This is a genomic window from Metabacillus sp. KUDC1714 (genome assembly GCF_014217835.1).
In the GTDB taxonomy this organism is placed as follows: domain Bacteria; phylum Bacillota; class Bacilli; order Bacillales; family Bacillaceae; genus Metabacillus; species Metabacillus rhizosphaerae.
Map to the genome: position 1 here is coordinate 1,547,260 of NZ_CP055263.1, position 18,477 is coordinate 1,565,736.

General features: G+C 34.6%; 17 protein-coding genes and 2 pseudogenes. 5 read left to right on the top strand and 14 right to left on the bottom strand.

The annotated features are described in order from the left end of the window. Positions 1 to 216: 216 nt before the first annotated feature. Complete coding sequence (wecB, locus tag HUW50_RS07440) at positions 217 to 1,362, bottom strand: non-hydrolyzing UDP-N-acetylglucosamine 2-epimerase (protein ID WP_066328907.1); 1,146 nt, start codon at positions 1,360 to 1,362, stop codon at positions 217 to 219. Positions 1,363 to 1,663: 301 nt separating this feature from the next. After that, the gene (locus tag HUW50_RS07445) at positions 1,664 to 3,769 is read right to left on the bottom strand and encodes a triple tyrosine motif-containing protein (RefSeq protein ID WP_066328904.1); all 2,106 of its coding nucleotides are present in this window, start codon (positions 3,767 to 3,769) and stop codon (positions 1,664 to 1,666) included. A 468-nt stretch (positions 3,770 to 4,237) separates the two neighbouring features. Here HUW50_RS07445 and HUW50_RS07450 point away from each other — a divergent pair, with 468 nt between their 5' ends. The 4 genes from HUW50_RS07450 to HUW50_RS07465 all read left to right on the top strand — a co-directional run bounded on the left by HUW50_RS07450 (position 4,238) and on the right by HUW50_RS07465 (position 5,771). Next, positions 4,238 to 4,750: a sigma-70 family RNA polymerase sigma factor gene (locus tag HUW50_RS07450; protein WP_066328901.1), complete on the top strand. Its 513-nt coding sequence runs from the start codon at positions 4,238 to 4,240 to the stop codon at positions 4,748 to 4,750. Positions 4,751 to 4,863: 113 nt separating this feature from the next. Beyond that, the gene (locus tag HUW50_RS07455; protein ID WP_066328899.1) at positions 4,864 to 5,082 is read left to right on the top strand and encodes a DUF1659 domain-containing protein; all 219 of its coding nucleotides are present in this window, start codon (positions 4,864 to 4,866) and stop codon (positions 5,080 to 5,082) included. A gap of 50 nt (positions 5,083 to 5,132) precedes the next feature. Next, a complete protein-coding gene (locus tag HUW50_RS07460) occupies positions 5,133 to 5,351 on the top strand; it encodes a DUF2922 domain-containing protein (protein WP_066328898.1) in 219 nt (72 codons plus the stop codon). Between the two features lie 204 nt (positions 5,352 to 5,555). Beyond that, a complete protein-coding gene (locus HUW50_RS07465; protein ID WP_066328893.1) occupies positions 5,556 to 5,771 on the top strand; it encodes a hypothetical protein in 216 nt (71 codons plus the stop codon). A 147-nt stretch (positions 5,772 to 5,918) separates the two neighbouring features. Here HUW50_RS07465 and HUW50_RS26985 read toward each other — a convergent pair whose 3' ends face one another. The 10 genes and pseudogenes from HUW50_RS26985 to HUW50_RS07515 all read right to left on the bottom strand — a co-directional run bounded on the left by HUW50_RS26985 (position 5,919) and on the right by HUW50_RS07515 (position 15,159). Continuing rightward, entirely contained in the window at positions 5,919 to 6,347 is a 429-nt protein-coding gene (locus HUW50_RS26985) for an HAD family hydrolase (RefSeq protein ID WP_232328991.1), read from the bottom strand. A gap of 27 nt (positions 6,348 to 6,374) precedes the next feature. Next, complete coding sequence (locus HUW50_RS26990) at positions 6,375 to 6,623, bottom strand: HAD family hydrolase (protein WP_232328990.1); 249 nt, start codon at positions 6,621 to 6,623, stop codon at positions 6,375 to 6,377. A 189-nt stretch (positions 6,624 to 6,812) separates the two neighbouring features. Then, positions 6,813 to 7,361, bottom strand: a complete 549-nt coding sequence (locus tag HUW50_RS07475) for a transposase (RefSeq protein ID WP_066328891.1) — start codon at positions 7,359 to 7,361, stop codon at positions 6,813 to 6,815. Beyond that, positions 7,361 to 8,902 carry a YifB family Mg chelatase-like AAA ATPase gene (locus HUW50_RS07480; RefSeq protein ID WP_066328889.1) on the bottom strand — a complete coding sequence of 514 codons (1,542 nt, stop codon included), beginning with the start codon at positions 8,900 to 8,902 and terminating at the stop codon, positions 7,361 to 7,363. The genes HUW50_RS07475 and HUW50_RS07480 overlap by 1 nt, the downstream gene beginning before the upstream one ends. A 395-nt stretch (positions 8,903 to 9,297) precedes the next feature. Next, complete coding sequence (locus HUW50_RS07485; protein WP_066328887.1) at positions 9,298 to 10,080, bottom strand: endonuclease/exonuclease/phosphatase family protein; 783 nt, start codon at positions 10,078 to 10,080, stop codon at positions 9,298 to 9,300. Beyond that, positions 10,073 to 11,800: an ABC transporter permease gene (locus HUW50_RS07490; protein WP_066328875.1), complete on the bottom strand. Its 1,728-nt coding sequence runs from the start codon at positions 11,798 to 11,800 to the stop codon at positions 10,073 to 10,075. Before HUW50_RS07490 ends, HUW50_RS07485 begins: the two co-directional genes overlap by 8 nt. A 13-nt stretch (positions 11,801 to 11,813) precedes the next feature. Next, positions 11,814 to 12,842, bottom strand: a complete 1,029-nt coding sequence (locus tag HUW50_RS07495) for an ABC transporter ATP-binding protein (RefSeq protein WP_066328873.1) — start codon at positions 12,840 to 12,842, stop codon at positions 11,814 to 11,816. Between the two features lie 123 nt (positions 12,843 to 12,965). Further along, complete coding sequence (locus tag HUW50_RS07500; protein WP_066328871.1) at positions 12,966 to 14,063, bottom strand: extracellular solute-binding protein; 1,098 nt, start codon at positions 14,061 to 14,063, stop codon at positions 12,966 to 12,968. Positions 14,064 to 14,392: 329 nt separating this feature from the next. Next, positions 14,393 to 14,725, bottom strand: a pseudogene (locus tag HUW50_RS26995) (ATP-binding protein). A gap of 140 nt (positions 14,726 to 14,865) precedes the next feature. After that, on the bottom strand, positions 14,866 to 15,159 hold the full coding sequence (locus tag HUW50_RS07515; RefSeq protein WP_066328868.1) for an ATP-binding protein: 294 nt from the start codon (positions 15,157 to 15,159) through the stop codon (positions 14,866 to 14,868). Between the two features lie 454 nt (positions 15,160 to 15,613). On the opposite strand from HUW50_RS07515, the pseudogene HUW50_RS27490 reads away from it, so the two are divergent. After that, positions 15,614 to 15,766: pseudogene (locus HUW50_RS27490) on the top strand (IS3 family transposase); the annotation flags it as partial. Between the two features lie 450 nt (positions 15,767 to 16,216). Here the strand turns inward: HUW50_RS27490 and HUW50_RS07520 are convergent. Together HUW50_RS07520 and HUW50_RS07525 are read right to left on the bottom strand one after the other, a co-directional pair. Then, positions 16,217 to 16,723, bottom strand: coding sequence for an acyltransferase (locus HUW50_RS07520; RefSeq protein ID WP_185653805.1), 507 nt, complete (start codon positions 16,721 to 16,723; stop codon positions 16,217 to 16,219). A 57-nt stretch (positions 16,724 to 16,780) separates the two neighbouring features. After that, positions 16,781 to 17,932 (bottom strand): acyltransferase family protein, encoded by a 1,152-nt coding sequence (locus tag HUW50_RS07525; RefSeq protein ID WP_066328864.1) that lies wholly within the window; start codon positions 17,930 to 17,932, stop codon positions 16,781 to 16,783. Positions 17,933 to 18,477: the final 545 nt, after the last annotated feature.

Genomic DNA, 18,477 nt, shown 5'->3' on the forward strand with positions numbered 1-18,477 from the left:
ATTGCATTATTTTACAATTCTTGCATTACCTTTTGTAAGTATATACTACAATTGAAGAAATTTGTAGAATTTACGACATTTTTATCTAGGTAATATATACTAACACTTTTAAATAATACGATATTCAAGTTCACTATATTTATTCTACACATAATAAAACCCTTCTCTTATAGGTCTTGAATACTAAGAGAAGGGTTTTTGTTACCTTTGTAAAGATTAGGCTTTAAATTGTTCAGGCTTGTCACTAATCTTTCCATAATGATGGCGAATTGCTTGAACAATTCTGTATGAAGCCTTTCCATCACCATAAGGATTTGAAGCCTTAGACATTTTTTCATACTCTGTTGAATTATTTAACAATTCATAAGCTAAGTTATAAATCGTTTCTTCGTCCGTACCAGCTAATTTTAACGTTCCGGCTTCTATTCCTTCTGGTCGTTCTGTCGTATCCCTTAGCACTAAAACTGGGACTCCTAGTGAAGGTGCTTCCTCTTGAACACCACCTGAATCAGTTAGGATGATATATGCTCGTGATGCAAAGTTATGAAAATCTTCTACTCCTAATGGTTCAATTAGATGAATTCTCTCATCTTGTCCTAGGATCTCATCTGCCACTTCTCTCACTGCAGGATTCAAGTGTACAGGATAAACAACTTGTACATCATCATGTTCCTCAACTAGTCGCTTAATAGCGCGGAACATATTCCTCATAGGTTCACCAAGGTTTTCTCTACGGTGCGCTGTTAATAAAATCATTCTTGAATTTTGTAATTTGTCTAATACTTCATGTTGATATGTAGGGGATACAGTTGTTTGTAATGCATCAATTGCTGTGTTTCCTGTAATATAGATGGATTCAGGGGATTTATTTTCCTGAACAAGGTTATTATAAGATTTTACTGTTGGTGCAAAATGAAGATCAGCAATTACACCTGTTATTTGTCGGTTTACTTCTTCAGGGAAAGGAGAATATTTATCCCACGTTCTTAGTCCTGCTTCTACATGACCTACTGAAATTTGATTATATAATGCAGCAAGGCTTGCAACAAAAGTCGTTGTTGTATCTCCATGAACTAAGACAAGATCAGGCTTAACATCTTTCATAATTTGATCTAATCCCTCGAGAGCACGAACGGTAACTCCTGTTAATGTTTGTCGATCCTTCATGATATTTAAATCATAATCTGGTTTAACCTTAAAGATTTCCATGACTTGATCTAACATTTCCCGATGCTGTGCAGTTACAGTAACAATTGATTCAATATCTTCTGGATATTTTTCAAGCTCTAGCACAAGTGGTGCCATTTTTATTGCTTCAGGTCTTGTTCCAAAAATTGTCATTACTTTGATTTTTTCAGACAAAATTGTAAACCTCCAATATTTTTCCTTTTTCTACAAACTTCTCATACTTTACCATAGTTTTTCAATATTTATCAACAAATAATGACTCTTATCTAGACAAATTTTGTATTAAGTTTTTGTAAATCATTATTAACATTAGTGAACTTGCTTAATTTTTATACTGTATTAAATCGCAATTAGCAATGTCAATTTGAGAACAAATACCAATGTGTTTCATAAAATTGAAAATAAAAAGGATCGAAGACTAAAATGTCTTGATCCTTTAAGCTAAATAGGATTTGTTCAACTTTTTAAAAACATACTAATTTTGAATCGAGTAGTTAATCACTTTAAAATCATCTGGTTCTTTTGTTGAATTTCGATCCTTTACATATACGGATACTTGGTAGTCCCCCGGTTTTGTTGGCACCCATTTATATACATTATTTGTCGAGTAATCTCTTAGGACTTTCCACCCTGTTCCATCATGTAAATAGAATTTATATAGCTTCTCTGTTCCACCCGTCGCTTCTGCATTTATTTGTATTTCCTTATTTACTTGTTGTGGAGATGATAGGCTCGTTGTCACGCTATTCAGTTTTACTGATGTAATGATTGGTTCAGTGATTTTAAAAGTGATTAATTTAAAATCATCTTGTTCTTTTGTTGAATTCCGATCTTTTACATAGACGGATACTTGGTAGTCCCCTGGTTTTGCTGGTACCCATTTATATACATTATCTGTCGAGTAATCTCTTAGGACTTTCCACCCTGTTCCATCATGTAGATAGAATTTATATAGCTTCTCTGTTCCACCCGTTGCTTCTGCATTTATCTGTATTTCCTTATTTACTTGTTGCGGAGATAATAGGTTTGTTGTCACGCTATTTATTTCTACTGGTTTGATGATTGGTTCCGTGACTTTATATGGTATTATCTTAAAATCATCTTGTTCTTTTGTTGAATTCCGATCCTTTACATAGACGGATATTTGATAGTCTCCTGATTTTACTGGTACCCACTTAAATACATTATTTGTTGAGTAATCTCTTAGGACTTTCCACCCTGTTCCATCATATAGATAGAATTTATATAGCTTCTCTGTTCCACCCGTTGCTTCTGCATTTATCTGTATTTCCTTATTTACTTGTTGTGGAGATGATAGGTTTGTTGTCACGCTATTCAGCTTTACTGATGTAATGATTGGTTCAGTGATTTTAAAATTGGTTATTTTAAAATCATCTTGTTCTTTTGTTGAATTTCGATCCTTAACATATACGGATACCTGGTAATCCCCTGCTTTTTCAGGCACCCATTCATACACATTATTTGTCGAGTAATCCCTCAGCACTTTCCAGCCTGTTCCGTCATTTAAGAAGAACTTGTATAATTTTTCTGTACCACCTGTTGCAACAACTGAAATATTTATCGCTTTATTCACTTCTTGAGGGCTACTTACATTCGTATCAATTTTATCGATATGAACGGCTTCCATAAGATAAGAGGAAGAAACATACCCTACTAACGATTGGTCCTCCGTACTGACTGGGTACCATACAAACTGGTTTTTACTATCTTCAGATTGATCATACGTAAAATTTCCTTTTATGACCAGGCTTGTATTCCTTGCTAATTCACTGACAATATTGTCCCCACCAGGTTGTTGTCTTAACCTTACCTCATCTCTTGTTACAATAACATTGTCTCCTGCTTTAAAATGGTAATTAGATTGATGCAATGGATCAGTTAGTGTATACTCCTTCTTCAGAAATACAATATTGTCATCGCTGTCAGTTTCATATTTAAAATCAGTTGTTTTAAAGGGGTACTGAGCTAATTTCGTACCCTCTAAGAAACTATCTTCTTCAATATGTGTAAAAACTTTTTCTTGGTAGGCACCTGTATTTTCATCCCCAGTTTCCTGGTAAAGGGGACTGTTAACAGGCTTTGTACCATTGTAAGCCATAACAGGGAAATACCAGTTTTCTATTTCCTTTCTTCCTGCCCCAATTATCGTAGGAAGATCATTTCGAGTGTACATGCTACTAAGAATTTCGACGCCTGCCTCAATATTATAGTAGATATCATATTTTAATTTCTCTTTATCATACCCTTCTTGTGTATTGGTAATTTGCATAAGCCCGATTCCACCATCTTCAGAGATGATTGGCTCACCATTTTCAAATTGTTTCCATCCACTACTTTCTTGTGTAACCACTGCTTTTACAACTTCAGGAGGTATATCCTCATTTATAGCAGCATTCGTCAACAAACAATTTAAATGCTGAAAAGAAGGATTTTCAATTTGCTGCAATTCACCATATAAACTACATTTAGATGCCCAGACTGGCGCCGCAGAAGCTTCTTCGCAATACCAACAGAGTACTACGCAAGTTAATAATGCTACTCTTAATAATAATTGCTTCATTATTCCATTCTCCAATTCACTTAATCTACTCTATTAAAATAGTCTATTTTTACCATAAATGATTTTTGTATATTTGTAAACTGATTAGTTTAGCGTATATAAATTAAATATTGTTTATGACTTTTCACCAAGAATCATTTCGGGAATTCCTTTTACATCATTTTAACTGATCTTTATAGTACTTTTATTACTGTAACTGTTCTTATCTTCTCAGCGACGGTATAACTACTCACTTACAGACTTTACATTGCTGGAGGTCAGGTACATTATCCGAAAATACCATAATAAACCCATCTTCCTAATTAACTTTCTATTAATATGCCTGTTATCTCTAAGCCCTTAAAACCTTTAATAGGTTAATAGTCATCGCCAACTTCGCCATATGCAAAGTGTTTCAACTAATAATAGACTGATATTCTCAAATTACCGCGGAATACGTAAGAATGCATTCTTAAAAAGGATTCTTATATGTATGAAGATGAGATATTTGAGAAGCTGCATGAACAATTTGAACCAATGATTTATCACATGATTAAAAAACTAGCGATTTACAAAGATGAACAGGAATTTTATCAAATTGGCTGTATTGCATTATGGGAGGCTTCATTACGTTTTAATGAAGAAAAAGGGGAATTTAAGTCTTATGTTTATTCATATATCATGGGTCGAATGAAAACAGCACTTACGAATGAAAGGAAAAAGCAAGAGACGGATCATCTGCTCTTGTTCTTTACGCCCCAAAAAAAAACAAGCGAAGATGATTTTAAACTTCTACTATCAAATTCTAATATTGAAAGTATTGCCTCCCTTTTGACTTCAAATCAAAGCAAATGGTTAAAAGCCTACTGTATTAAAAATAAAACACCAAGTGAAGTTGCAAAGGATGAAGGGGTGTCAATATCTGCAGTTAAAGCATGGCGTAGGGATGCGATTGCTAAACTCAAGAAGCATTCTATTGAGGTTCTTTTGGGAATCAAGTAAGACCAGAAGTTAGCAACATAAGCTAGTACATCCATTATTTATAAAAAAATAGAAATACTACGCTACTCTACCTACCCTTTCTCTATATATAAAGGGTGAAAGGAGGTGAGAGCATGGCAGTTGCAACATTATTAGATTCTCAATTAAGCCTAGTGTTTAACATGGGAGTGGACGAGAATGGCAAAGACATCTATAAACGTAAAAACTACAACAACGTCAAAACATCAGCAACACCTGACCAATTGCTTCAAGCAGCACAAGCGATTGCAAGCTTACAATCAGAAACACTAACATTCGTTGAGCGTAATGACACAAATCAAATTGATGCGTAACATCGTTTAAAGGAAAACAAACCAAATGAGGAAGGAAAGGAGGGAAAAAAATGGCGAAAACATTAGAGCTTCAATTTTTAAACACAGCAGGGAAAACAGTGAAAATCAGTGTGGATTCTCCAGTAGAACCAGTTGATCAAACTGCCCTAAATGCAGCAATGGATCAAATCTTAGCAGCTAATATTTTTATTTCAACTGATGGAGAATTTGTATCAAAGAAAGGTGCAAGAGTTATTGACCGTAATGTAACGGAAATTGCACTTGTATAATAAAGCCTTTTAGGGCTGACAAATCGCTTTAATGTCAGCCCTTTGGTTAAGTGCTGTTCTTTTACCTTACCAACCATTATTCGAAAGATTTCCTTGAAATAAATTCAGTAAAACCCAATAAGTGGATTGAAGCAAACTTTGATATTTCTTACAATTATATGATTTATCTATAAATAGAGTGGAAACTATTAAGGAGGGAAATAGATGAGCTTGAAGAATGACAACGGGTCACTAAATATTAATTCGCGCAGAGTTCTACATAAAGTAAATAAAAATGGTGATGTAATAGAACTAGAAATCCTTAAATTTGATGAAAATGCAATCGCTACTATATGCCAAGATAAGCCACCTTTTAAAGATTACTTAGCCGAAGCGAAAGAACAATTTAAAAGATTAACAGCTAAAAAAGCACTTAAATGAACTTTAACTGCAAACATAAGTAAATATATAAATGAAAGGGAGGCAATCATTTAATTTATATGACTGACTCTCCTTTTCTTTAATTATATAAATCTTCGACAAATTTCGGGTGGTCACTGAGAGATTACCCATTGAACCACGTCCTTTCTACTTACCAACAAACACATTCAAAAGCTCTTTTGCACTATATACTTCTTGATCCGGCTTAAAAGCAGCGTTTTCAGGTAAAGACCTTTTACGATGATTCATCCAGATTGCCTGCCACCCAACTTGTTTTGCCCCGACAACATCTTTTTCAAAAGAGTCCCCGATATAAACCGTTTTTATTTTATCAAGCCCCAGTTTTTCTTCCATAATCTCAAAGATTTCTCGTTTTGGTTTAGCATATCCGTGTGTTCCAGATATAAAGATGTTTTCTGCGGAAATCCACCTAGTAAGCTCTAACTGCTCAATCTTCTTCGACTGGTGCTTTTCCTCCCCATTCGTAAGAATTGCAAGCTGTTTCCCATCCTTGTAAAGAGTTTCTAATAATTCTTTCACTTCATCAAATAAGATGATTTTCTGTTGTTCCTCCACATAAAGGTGTTGAAATGAAACGGCTTTTTATGTATCAATCGGAATATTAAACTCGTTACATGCAGAGGTAATACGCCCAGTCTGCCATTCAAATTGGGTGATTTCACCGGCTTCACTTTGATCAAATAGAATTTCACTATACTTTCGACTAACTCTATAAATTTGATCCATCTCTTCATCTGTAAACGGCCCCTCAAACATTTTTCTAAATGTCTTATGAAAAGAAAGTGCTTGGTCATATAATGTATCATCTACGTCAAAAATAATTGTCTCCATATTTGATAGCCTCCTTAACCAATTCTAATCATAACACTAAAAATTAGGGTTTATTGATACTAAAATTAAAAGAGCAAGTGTATTAACACCTGCTTAGGATCTCCATTCGCTTAAAAGCGGTAGTCAAATAAAGAAATTTTGTAAATTTAATTAATAAAATTCTAATAATCCTCGACAAATATCGAGTGGTCACTGTGATATTACAGACGCACAATATTTCCCCCTTCTTTCCTCCGTCTCCCCAAGATAAAAATCAAGTATATGATTGACATTCAAAAAACATGGGGGAATATAACGATCATCCTTAAAGAAATAAAAACTGCTCCATTGATAGAATTCCGGCTTCTTTACCATCTTTGCCTCGACAGGATTTAAATGAATATAACGGCTTACCTCAAGCATCCCCTCTTTGTCTTCTATTAATTTGTCATAAAAACGTTTTTCAAACACATGGCCAGTCAACCGATAACGAGTATTATAATAATTTGCATACCGCTTATTGAGAAGTGACATCACTTTAGAAAGAGGTACCTCTTGTGATCGAATCTGTAGATGGAAATGGTTCGTCATAAAGCAGTAGGAGGCAAGTTCAAATGGATATTTCTGATGGAGCTGTTCGAGGATATGAAAGAGTGCTTGAAAATCGGTATGGGAACGAAAAAGCGGATCACGGCGATTTCCACGACAAACGACATGGTAAAATCGATTCGGAATCCAGATTCTTTTCTTGTATGGCATTATCTTTCCCCTGCCTTTATCTGTGCTTTGCGGTGATGCTCACGACGTAATGTGATCCCTTTCCAAATCGATTCATCTGTGATCTCTCGACTTCCTTCTAAATCAGAAATCGTTCGAGCCAACCGAATGATTTTGATTTGAACGCGGTTGCTCCATTGCTGTTTCGATGCCACCTGTCTAATCATGCCGAGCTGATGTTCCTTTAAAGGACTTGTTTTCATTAATGTTTCAAATGGAATTTTCGCGTTACAAACTTGCTCCTGATATCTCTCATATTGCCTTTCTCGAGCCTGCTCTACTTTTTCGCGAATATCAGCAGAACATATTACTTTTTTCACCGGTTGATTCAAATTGACCGATTGTAAAAAAAGCAGAATATCAATTCGATCATAAACAGGACCCGAAATTCTATTTTTGTACGATTGGATTTGTTTGGCTGTGCACGTGCAATAGTGGGTACTGGTACCTAGAAATCCACATGGACAGGGATTCATGGCCGCAATGAGGATAAAAGAGGATGGATACTTAACCGTAGAGTGTGATCGACTAATCGTGACCTTCCCTGCTTCTAGCGGCTGTCTTAGCATATCCAATGTTTTCTTCTGGAACTCTGCCATTTCGTCCAGAAACAAAACACCACGATGAGCAAGTGATATTTCTCCTGGTTTCGGATATGAACCACCGCCTATAATGGCAACAGATGATGCAGAGTGATGTGGGCTTCGATATGGTGCGATTTGTGGTGAAAGATACTGTTCTTTCGCTAACTGATAAAGGCTGATCACTTCAAGCTGCGCTTCTTTAGTTAAAGGGGGTAAAATGGAAGGAAACGTTTCAGCTAAAAGACTTTTCCCACAACCTGGAGGGCCGCTCATCAAGACATTATGTTCACCAGCCGCTGCAATTTCCAATGCCTCTTTTGCTTGTTCATGACCAATGATATGACAGAAATCCTTCGAATGTTTATATGTAGACTCTGTCAGTTCCATTGTTGTTTGTGATGACATAAAGTCATGGAGTGGAAGAATACCTTGTCCGTCTAGATGCTGTAGCACTTCATTAATATGTTGAATCACTATACATTCCAATCCTTCAAGCATCTCTACCGGAAGCAATGGATCATATGGCAAATAAACTCTCATGAACCCTAAAGTCTTGGCTGCAATAAGCGCTGGAAGCATGCCTTCTACCTTCTCTACCGTTCCGTCTAATGACAAAACACCAATAAACACGGAATCTTCCGGAATTTCCCCTTTGAACTCTCCCATATCCTTTAGTACTCCGATTGCCATTGCTAGATCAAAAAAGGGCCCATTTTTCTTTTGTTCAGATGGAGATAAGTTCACGACGATTTTTTGGTCGGTTACATCACAGTTCAGCGTACGGACCGCTGATAACACTCTCTCCTTTGACTCCTTCACAGACGCATCCGGCAACCCAACAATCACCATCGACTCCTTTCCCGCCGAAACTTGTACCTCCACCTGTACACGGTAACCCTCAAGTCCTCTTAAGCCAATACTTGAAATTTTTACGGTCAATTAAAAAACCTCCTTGCTAGGTTATTATATAAAAAGATAAAAGGGAATAAATATGAAATTGATAGAATGTATTGAAAAGAGAAAGAATATAAGAATAGAATCTGAGGATAAAACAGGAGCTTTAGGTACTATATACTTATTTTAACACACCCATAACAAAACTACCTCTCAACCATTCGACAAATCTCGGGTGGTCACTGTGACATTACCTATTTATACCAAGAAAAGGAGAGCTGATCAAAAAATGATTACTCTCCTTTTCTTTTATTTTATAAATCTTCGACAAATTTCGGGTGGTCACTATGACATTACCTTAGGTCCACGAGGCATCTGTATCACCTAAAGAAGCACAGGAACCGTCCACGTGTTTCCTCACTGTCCCTCTTGTCCCTCCCTCACAAAATTGTATCCAAGCACACAGGGAAGTGGTCTGAAGGATAACGACGGTTAAATTGATCAGTAATGACCATTGTTTTAACAATCTTGGAAAATGCATTTGTAAAGATATAGTCAATGCATTGGTACTTCTCCCAACTAAGCTCATGATTAAAACCGCTCCCTGTGCAAGTTACTTTTGGGCCAATATGATGCGGTGACTGTTCAACAACATTCACTAGCTTAGAAATTAATAGTTGATAAAAGCGTTCATTATTATTGCCATTAAAATCACCTGTTAAAAAAAATGGGGTGTCTGAACCTATACTAGAGAGTTTATTTAGTAAAATTCCCGCCGAATGATAGCGAGCATCTTCACTCATATGATCAAAATGTGTATTAAAAACATAAAACACTTTTCCTGTTGTTTTTAGACTAAATTGACCCCAAGTACAAATTCTGGAACAATCAGCATCCCATCTTTTAGGCTTTTCTGCGTATTTAAGCGTTTCTGACAGCCAAAATGTACCTGATTCCAACTTATTGAATTTTGCCTTTTTATATAAAATTGTATTATATTCATTGGCTTCATCATTTGATCTGCCAAATCCAAAATAATCATAATCTGTTAATTCCTTTATATCGTTTAGTTGACTCCCCTTAACTTCTTGCAACCCGACAATATCAAAATCATAATCTTGAATGATTTTCATGACATCTGCTTTACGATTTGTCCAAAGATCATCATGATCAGATGGTGTTTCCATCCGGATGTTATAAGTAGCAATTCTAAAATTATTCATATCCACCATTCTTTCTTCTATTAAAACTTAAATTACCATATACTAACGTTAATATAATTGTATTAATGACCATTAAAATGACGGTATAAACTAAACTCAAAGCCTTGGTATCTGCTGTAGCAGAATTACCTGTAGCATTCATAATTGTGATACCTAAAGGTTCATATAAAGGATGGTAAAGAAAAACAGTTAAATCATAATCTGGCAGAATGCCGATAAAGTTTAAAGCAAAGACACCTAATATAGAGGGAATGATAATTGGCAATAATACTTTTACAAACGTATAGAAAGGATTTGCACCTAAGTTTTTTGCAGCCTCATCAATTTCATTATTGATGCCGAAAAAGGCAGATTTGGTAATACGTAATGTGAAAGGTATATTAGCAACAATATAACCAATTAACAGCAGCCAAAGTGTCCCTGTCAAGAATTGATTAAACAATACCCACTGGCTCTTATTAAAGGTTACCGTTAACCCTACTGCAATTAATGTTGATGGCAGAAACCAAGGAATCATTAAGAGGTAATCTAGCCATTTTGTAAATCGATTTTGATATTTTTTCATAAGGTAGGAGCATAATAAACAAAAAACAACAACTAAAAAAGAAGCTGTAAGTCCGTAGCCTAAGGATATTAAATAAGGTTGCAGTGATTCTACGCTCGAAAAGGTTAGCAAATAATTATTAAAAGTTAAACTATCTATATTAATGACTCCTGATGAAATAGCTAATGAATCAGTAAGGGAATATACGATAATTGTTAGTACAGGCATCATATAGATAATAAACAATAAGTAAGCAGCTATATGAACGATAATATTAACCGTTTTATTTTCAATCTTTTGCTTTTTTAAACTCGTTTTTGTTTTAGAAATTGATATATAATTACCTTTTTCCTCGGAACGCAACATAAAAGATAAAACAATTATCGTAACAATCCCTAAAATCAATGCAAGCACGGTTGCTAAATCTTTAGAGCTAGAACTATTAGCAAACGTTAAAATCATAGGGGTTATCGTTTCAAAATCATCACCGCCAAACACTAATGGTGCTGAAGTAGCTGCCAGTCCTGCTAAAAAGGTAAGGATCGTTAAGGCAAAGAGAGTTGGTTTCAAGGTTGGCAACACTACATTTTTAAGGATTGTTATTTGTGATGCCCCTAAGTTTTTAGAAGCCTCAATGGTTTGATAATCTACGTTCTTTAACGCGCTAGATAAAAACAATACATGATTAGACGTACATGCAAAAGTCATGACAAAAGCTACAGCAAATAAACCACTAAACCAGCTTTCATTCAAATTCGGGTTAACTTGAAGCAAAAACTTCGTAAGCAGACTGTTTTCACCATAAACTAATTTATAACCATAATTTAGAGCAACTCCACTATAAATAAGGGTAGTGTAGTAGCTGAACTTTATAATTCTAGAACCTTTAATATCAAAATAATGAATGATTAAAACTAGAGAAACGCCGATAATATTTACTGTAAAAACCAAAATGATCGCTAAAATAATACTATTCAAAATACTTTCAACTGCTCGTTCGGAACCTAAAAGCTTTTGAACTGGTTCAAGTGAAAATGTACCGGTTCCAAAAAAGGTTTCATAAATTGTATTAACATTAGGGAAAACCAAAAATGCGAAAATAAACCACATAATAAATAAGGATAAAATAATAGTTACTGGATTAAACTTATTGGTTTTATTCTTTAAAATTTTCATCTCCAACCTTCTCCTATGCATACTGTAAAATATTTTTCTGGTTAAGGACGACTGTTACTTTTTGACTTTGAATGGAATCAACTGGAATATTTTCCGTTAAAATCGTACGAATAACGATATTTTCAACTTTTATGGAATACTTCGTGTAAATTCCATAATATTCGGAATCAATCAATTCCCCTTCAAACGAAATTTCATCTTCTGTTAATTGAAAAGGTTGCCCTGCTGAAAAAACTTTTAATTTTTCAATTCGAGAATAAAATTCTGTATGTTCATCCAGTTTGAGTTGATTAAACTTTTGAGGGTATTTATTGACCAGTGGTGTAAGTTGATTATTATCCCCAATGAAATTACATACGAACTTGGTAGCAGAATGTTCATAAATCTCCTCTGGTGTACCAATTTGTTCAATTTCGCCATCATTAAATACAGCAATCCGGTCAGACAATGTTAGGGCTTCTTCTTGATCATGGGTAACATAGATTGTTGTAATACCAAAGTTTTTTTGTAAACTTTTTAACTCATTTCGCAATTGCTTTCTTAGCTTGGCATCTAGATTTGATAAAGGTTCGTCTAATACCAAAATGCTCGGTTTATTGATAAGTGCTCTAGCAATGGCGACTCGTTGTTGTTGACCACCTGATAATTCTGAGACCTTTTTATTTAATTGCTTTTCATTAAGATCTACTTTTTTTGCAATTTCGTGAACTCTTTGCTTAATATCATTTTTATTCGCCTTATTCACCTTAGGTCCAAAGGCTATATTTTCATATACTGTCATCGTAGGAAAAAGCGCATAACTTTGAAAAACCATTTTGATATCACGTTTTTCGGTTGGTAAATCCGTAATATCATTTTTGTCTACATAGATTCTTCCTGCTGCAGGATGAATAAAACCAACTAACGATCGTAAAGTAGTTGTTTTGCCACATCCGGAAGGTCCTAAAAATGTGAAGAATTCACCATCCTTAACTTGAAAATTTAAATTCTTCGCGGCTACAAAATCGTCAAATTTGATGGTGATATTTTTAAAGGTAATCATAAAATCCCTCTCCCTTAGATGCTGTCTATTATTAAGTAAAACAGGATTGAAACAACTGGTAATTCTACCATTATTTCAATCCTGTTATGAAATTATATTTTGGAATTTTGCGACAATAATAAATTAGAAGATTTCTAATTCTAATTTTTCTACCCAAGCGTCAATATTTTCTGTAACAAATGCCCAGTCAATATCTTGTGATACAACGTCTGCAAAAACTTCCTTTTGGAAATCCGTCACTTGTTCTTGTGCTTCTATATTAGCAGGCATCGCATTAAATTCAGCCGCAAAAGCACCTTGTACTTCAGCCGAACCAAACCAATCGACAAATTCTTGTGCTAGTTCTTCTTGTTCTGTTCCATTAACAATTCCGATACTTTCAACAACCTGAGGTGTTCCTGCTTCTGGATGGATAAAAGTGGGTTCAGCTCCATATTGTTCTGTTTTAGCTGCCAATTCACCAGAAATCATCGTACCAATAGGTGCGTCACCAGATGAAAACATTGAGAAGTAATCTTCACCTTCAGGAATTTGAACGCCATTTTCAAAGTAACGATCGATTGTTTCCCAACCTTCATCAGAAATACCTAATTCACCTTCTGGATCCTCAAATTGGGATAAGATACTTGCAACAATAACCTTTGAAGTAGCAGCACCTAAATCATCACGTGCCTGATAAATACCTGCATATTCCTCATTATTAGCTAAGTCAAGATAACTTTCAGGTGCATTTGCTTTATCAACGAATTCAGGATTAAAAGATAGAATTAGGGCTTGCTTTACTAAACCATTGTAATAACCATCTGGATCGTTTATACCTTCTTCAATTTCACCAGCCCAATCAGGCTCATATGGAATTAATGCATCTTCATCTTGTAATTGCTCATAGAACATGTGATTTAAACCAAAAACAACATCTGCTACCGGATTTGCTTTTTCAGATATCAAACGGTTCGTAACGTCGCCGCCACCAGCACCAACAATTTCAATAGCAAAGCCTGCCTCAGCCGCTTTTTCAACAACCCACTCACCACGGCCGTCACTGTTTGAGTTAGTATAAACCACTAATGTTTCTTCTGAACTACTAGATTCAGTACTGTTATCAGATGTAGGTGTTTCTGAGCTTCCAGAACTTGATTCAGCCCCATTGCCACATGCCGCCAATACAAATAAAGATCCTAAAAGTACAGCTGCATTTTTAAATCTTTTCTTTATTGTCATTTTTTACATCCTTCCCTACTTATGAATTTTTCTCTCCTGATGAAACAAATTAATAGTTCATTTTTATCTATTATTATCATTTGTTATCATTAAAATTAGTATAGACAAGTACTATTAATCCTGTTTAAATTTTATGTAAACTCATGTAAATTTGCGCAAATTTTTGTAAGTATTTATCGAATAGACTAGTATAATTTACTCTTAATTGAATATCATCCATTATTTCCTTCGCAAAATAAAGAGATAAATAGTTCGGATAAATTTGAGGAAGAATAGTGGAATTTGAAGGGGACAGAGGGAGTCCCCTTGGCCCTTTACCAAGTCTTTTTTTATGCACATAAAATTAGTGCAGGGCTTTGCAGTTTTTCCTTGCAAAGCTCTGCACTTTTATTTTGCAATAAACAACATGTACAATATTGACGGTCAGAACAGAAATATCCACATGGACAAGGGTTCATCGCTGCGATAAAAATAAATTTCGCGGGATATGTCACAGTGGAATGAACACAGCTAATTGTTACTTTTGCATTTTCTAGGAGCTGCCTTAACATATCTAATGTTTTTTTCGAGAACTCCCCTAACTCATCTAAAAAAAGGACCCTTTGATGAGCTAAAGACACTTAACCAGGCTTTGGGTTGGTTCCACCACCAATGATGGACACAGCAGAAGCAGAATGGTGAGGATGACGGTAGGGAGGAATAGTAAATGAGTTGTAAGGTGCGCCTGCTAACTAATATAAACTTATTTTCTCGAGTTGTGCTTCTTGTAACAAAGGTGGCAAAATCGTTGGGAAGGATTCTGCTAAAAGGCTTTTCCCGCAACTGGGGGACCGTCCATCATAACATAATGCTCACCGGCTGCCACAATTTCAAGGGCTCGTTTCGCAAATTCATGGCCAATAATTTGATTAAAATCCTTTTCAACTACCCTATTCTCTTCAAAAATTGTTTTGGTTGTATAAACTAAAAGTGGTGGTCGTCCAGCAAGGATATCGATAATATCTTGTAAATTTTCAATATAAATGAGTTCTAAGTTGGGGATATCCACTTTGGGAATGTTAGGGTCGAATGGGAGGAATAGTTTCTTTAAGCTCAATCTTTTTGCTGATATGTTTTTAGACCTCCAATAGATGGATCATTTTTTGAAAATAGGTATGTTTTGGGCTTAAAGAATAAGCGAATAAAATCGTTTAAATTAAAAGTATATGAGATTGATCTTAATGTAGGAGAAGTGTAAATAGAGTATTAGCATTTAGTGATTTCGGGATTCATTACTTAGTACAAGGGAGAGGAAGTTTCTTAAAAGCCAAAAGACACCTCTCCTTTTCTCCATTCTACTAAATTCGACAAATCTCAGGGAGTCACTGTGCACCATCCCTAATAATCTGTGGAACTTCTTGTGAAACGAGATTTTTCGGGGCGTCACTGTGACGAAAACCAATGCTTTTCAAAATTTAGCTAAAGAAGAAGGCATCATCCAGGCATATCCCGAAAAGGAAACTACCATGATAATGTCGTCATAGAATCCTTTCACTGCTTCGCTAAAGTCGGAAGGATTCAACACTCAAAGAAGAGCATCTATACCTAATTCTAAAGTAGTGTATATAGTAAATCAATACATGTATTATTATAACCAAATACATATTCAGGCAAAATTAAACTACCTGTCACCAATTGAGTTTGGAGAACAGGCAGCTGCTTAAGTGTTTTTTCTAAGTCTCATTTAGATGGGTCAGTTCAATTTTACTTCTATCGATTTTTAGATATAAAATCGCCTCCAATAATCTATATATAATTGTGCAAGATCTTCTGAGGCGTTTCTTATTTTTTGTAGAAAATCATCTTTTTTCACTCATTGGAATTTATATCAATAAAAAACAGACCTTTTACCTACATTTTATTTCCCTCCATTATTCTTGCTTTTTTTCTTCAATTTATTCCATACATTAACAAAAAGAAGCACCAAGCCATGGGCGTTTCTTTTCCTCTCGATATTCTTGTAACATTTTTTCTTCTTCGATGAATTCCTTCATCTTCAAGTTGATCCAAGTTTAAATCTTATTGCCCTTTTTGCCAACGTATTTTGCAAACTATCATATTCAATTATTTATCAATACACACTAATTCGGAATTTCCTCCAAAATCGAACTATGTTACAATCTTTTTTCTTCAAATATTAATTCATTTTTCGGTTTTACAATTGTGTTGCTAGGAATGGATTTATTAATTAAACAGTTTGCCCCAATTACTACATTGTCTCCGATAGTTATATCTTTCAAAATAGTTACGTTACTACCAATCCAGCAGTTATTCCCTATTTTGATTGATCCGACTTTATAACCTTGATTCCTTATTAAAACTTCAGTATCGCTGAATCTATGGTTATGGTCATAAAATTTAACATTTTCTCCAAAGATACAGTCATTTCCTATAGTCGTATCTCCAAAGCATGTGATTGTGCAATTAAAATTAAAAAAACACCCATTCCCTATTTTGAAACGCCCCTCTTTTTCAACTAACAATTTAAATCCTTTGCGAAAAAGGAGGTCGGGTGGTAAGTCAACCCTTTCGCCGTAATTAAGTCTGAAATGCATTTTTTTCAGTTTAATTACTGTAGTGTTATACCGCCAAGATAAATGATTTATTACTTTCTTAATCAAAAACAAGCACCTCATTGTGTCAATTATTTATATAAATTTTCATTTTTATAAAGGTCATTAACTCGCTTTTTCAACCGCCTTGGGCTTAATACTCTTTCCTTGAGATAATTTTCTACCTAGTGTTATAGAAGGAATTTCAATTAAATTATAAGCTAATGATGCCACTAACAGTGTTAGAATTAATGAGCCAATCAGTATCAAAGTAATATTAATTGAACCATAAAAAATATTTATTAAGCTAAACAAAACTATACAGTGATACAAATAAATACTGTAAGAGATTTTACCCATATATCGTACAGATTTAAGATTAAGAAATTTAGATACCTTTTTTGATGATAATGACATTATTAAGAAAACTGATGCTCCTATAGTTATAACTACATCAACACTAAAGGAATTGTATAAAGGAGATAAATTGTACCCCCACCATTTAAAGGTATAAAACAAGACTGCTAACGATACTAGTATATACTTTATCGGATTTGATAAAGAAGTAAATAAACTTATTAAATGAATTCTATGTTTCGCTAATAAACTTCCTGCTATAAACATAAAAAGGTACTGTAAAGTGAGAAAATAATCAATTGTGTTACCTAGGAAATGGATTAATAAAAATCCAAATAAGCTAATAAATAGACTAGACCCTAAAATGTATTTCCAATTCCATTTCAAAACAGCAATCATAAGAAAAGGAAAGATTATAGAAATTCTCATCTCATGAACAAGGGACCAATAAACTTGGTCGAATTCTCCATTTTTAAAGCTATTTATTAGTAAGAAATGTTCAAAAAACAACTTCCATTCTATTGGCTTATTCCAACTGGAGTTAAACCAATCACTTAAGTTTACAATCCCTCCTCTTGAAAACATCATTAAACAGAAAACAGCAATAAATACTGAGAAAATATAGGGAATATAGATCCTAAAAATCCTTTTTATTAAATATTTAGTATACTTTACTTTTCCCCCTTGAATAAACGGCAAGGACAGAACAAAGCCACTTAATAAAAAAAACATTATTACCGCTTCGTGTCCCGCCCATAAAATATGCAGAGGACTGTATTTTGCTATATTTAGTGCTATATAACTATTGTCACCCATTGTTTCTTGGACAATTTCGGGAAATATTAATAAATAGTGATGGAAGATCACTGTTAAAGCTGCAAGACCTCTGATAGAATCCAACTCATTAAATCGTTCTTTCATTTTCTCTTCCCCCTAGCTACTTCTTTTGAACTATAAGTATAATACAGTAATTAGTAGGACAAAGGAAGAAAAATCTTTTCTTGTCAATATTTTAAACTATCAATTTGAAACCTACGACATGCTAAATATCATTGACAACTTATTATTTTCTAAATTATCACATATAATAGTTCTTTAATCTCGGTATGCCCCTCTTTTATTAGAAATTCATCTGAATCATCATCCATGGTCTTAATGCACTTTTAAAGGTGTATAGGTTCCAGTGAGTAGACGGGTGGTGCCGTCGATTTGGATGTTAGCGTACACTTTACCATTGGAATCAGGCCCAACTGCGTTAACTATGCCTCACCCATTTTCGTGTCCTGTTAATGATCATCGGTAAATTTCATCTATTGAAGCAGGAACCGTCCCTGTGTTTCGTTATAGTTACGGGTATTTGTGGAACTTTGTTATGAAACAAGATTTTTCGGGACGTCACAGTGAAGGAAACCTTATTATTCACCATATGACCTTCCTTATGTATCACGACTATCAAATCAAACCAA

Excerpts from the sequence above, each read along its gene's own strand:
- HUW50_RS07490 (WP_066328875.1), bottom strand. The coding sequence starts at position 11,800 with ATGAAAATTTTAAAGAATAAAACCAATAAGTTTAATCCAGTAACTATT.
- HUW50_RS07495 (WP_066328873.1), bottom strand. The coding sequence starts at position 12,842 with ATGATTACCTTTAAAAATATCACCATCAAATTTGACGATTTTGTAGCC.
- HUW50_RS07445 (WP_066328904.1), bottom strand. The coding sequence starts at position 3,769 with ATGAAGCAATTATTATTAAGAGTAGCATTATTAACTTGCGTAGTACTC.
- HUW50_RS07465 (WP_066328893.1), top strand. The coding sequence starts at position 5,556 with ATGAGCTTGAAGAATGACAACGGGTCACTAAATATTAATTCGCGCAGA.
- HUW50_RS07455 (WP_066328899.1), top strand. The coding sequence starts at position 4,864 with ATGGCAGTTGCAACATTATTAGATTCTCAATTAAGCCTAGTGTTTAAC.
- HUW50_RS07460 (WP_066328898.1), top strand. The coding sequence starts at position 5,133 with ATGGCGAAAACATTAGAGCTTCAATTTTTAAACACAGCAGGGAAAACA.
- HUW50_RS07500 (WP_066328871.1), bottom strand. The coding sequence starts at position 14,063 with ATGACAATAAAGAAAAGATTTAAAAATGCAGCTGTACTTTTAGGATCT.
- HUW50_RS07475 (WP_066328891.1), bottom strand. The coding sequence starts at position 7,361 with ATGCCATACAAGAAAAGAATCTGGATTCCGAATCGATTTTACCATGTC.
- HUW50_RS07450 (WP_066328901.1), top strand. The coding sequence starts at position 4,238 with ATGTATGAAGATGAGATATTTGAGAAGCTGCATGAACAATTTGAACCA.
- HUW50_RS26990 (WP_232328990.1), bottom strand. The coding sequence starts at position 6,623 with ATGGAGACAATTATTTTTGACGTAGATGATACATTATATGACCAAGCA.
- HUW50_RS07485 (WP_066328887.1), bottom strand. The coding sequence starts at position 10,080 with ATGAATAATTTTAGAATTGCTACTTATAACATCCGGATGGAAACACCA.
- HUW50_RS07525 (WP_066328864.1), bottom strand. The coding sequence starts at position 17,932 with ATGAAAGAACGATTTAATGAGTTGGATTCTATCAGAGGTCTTGCAGCT.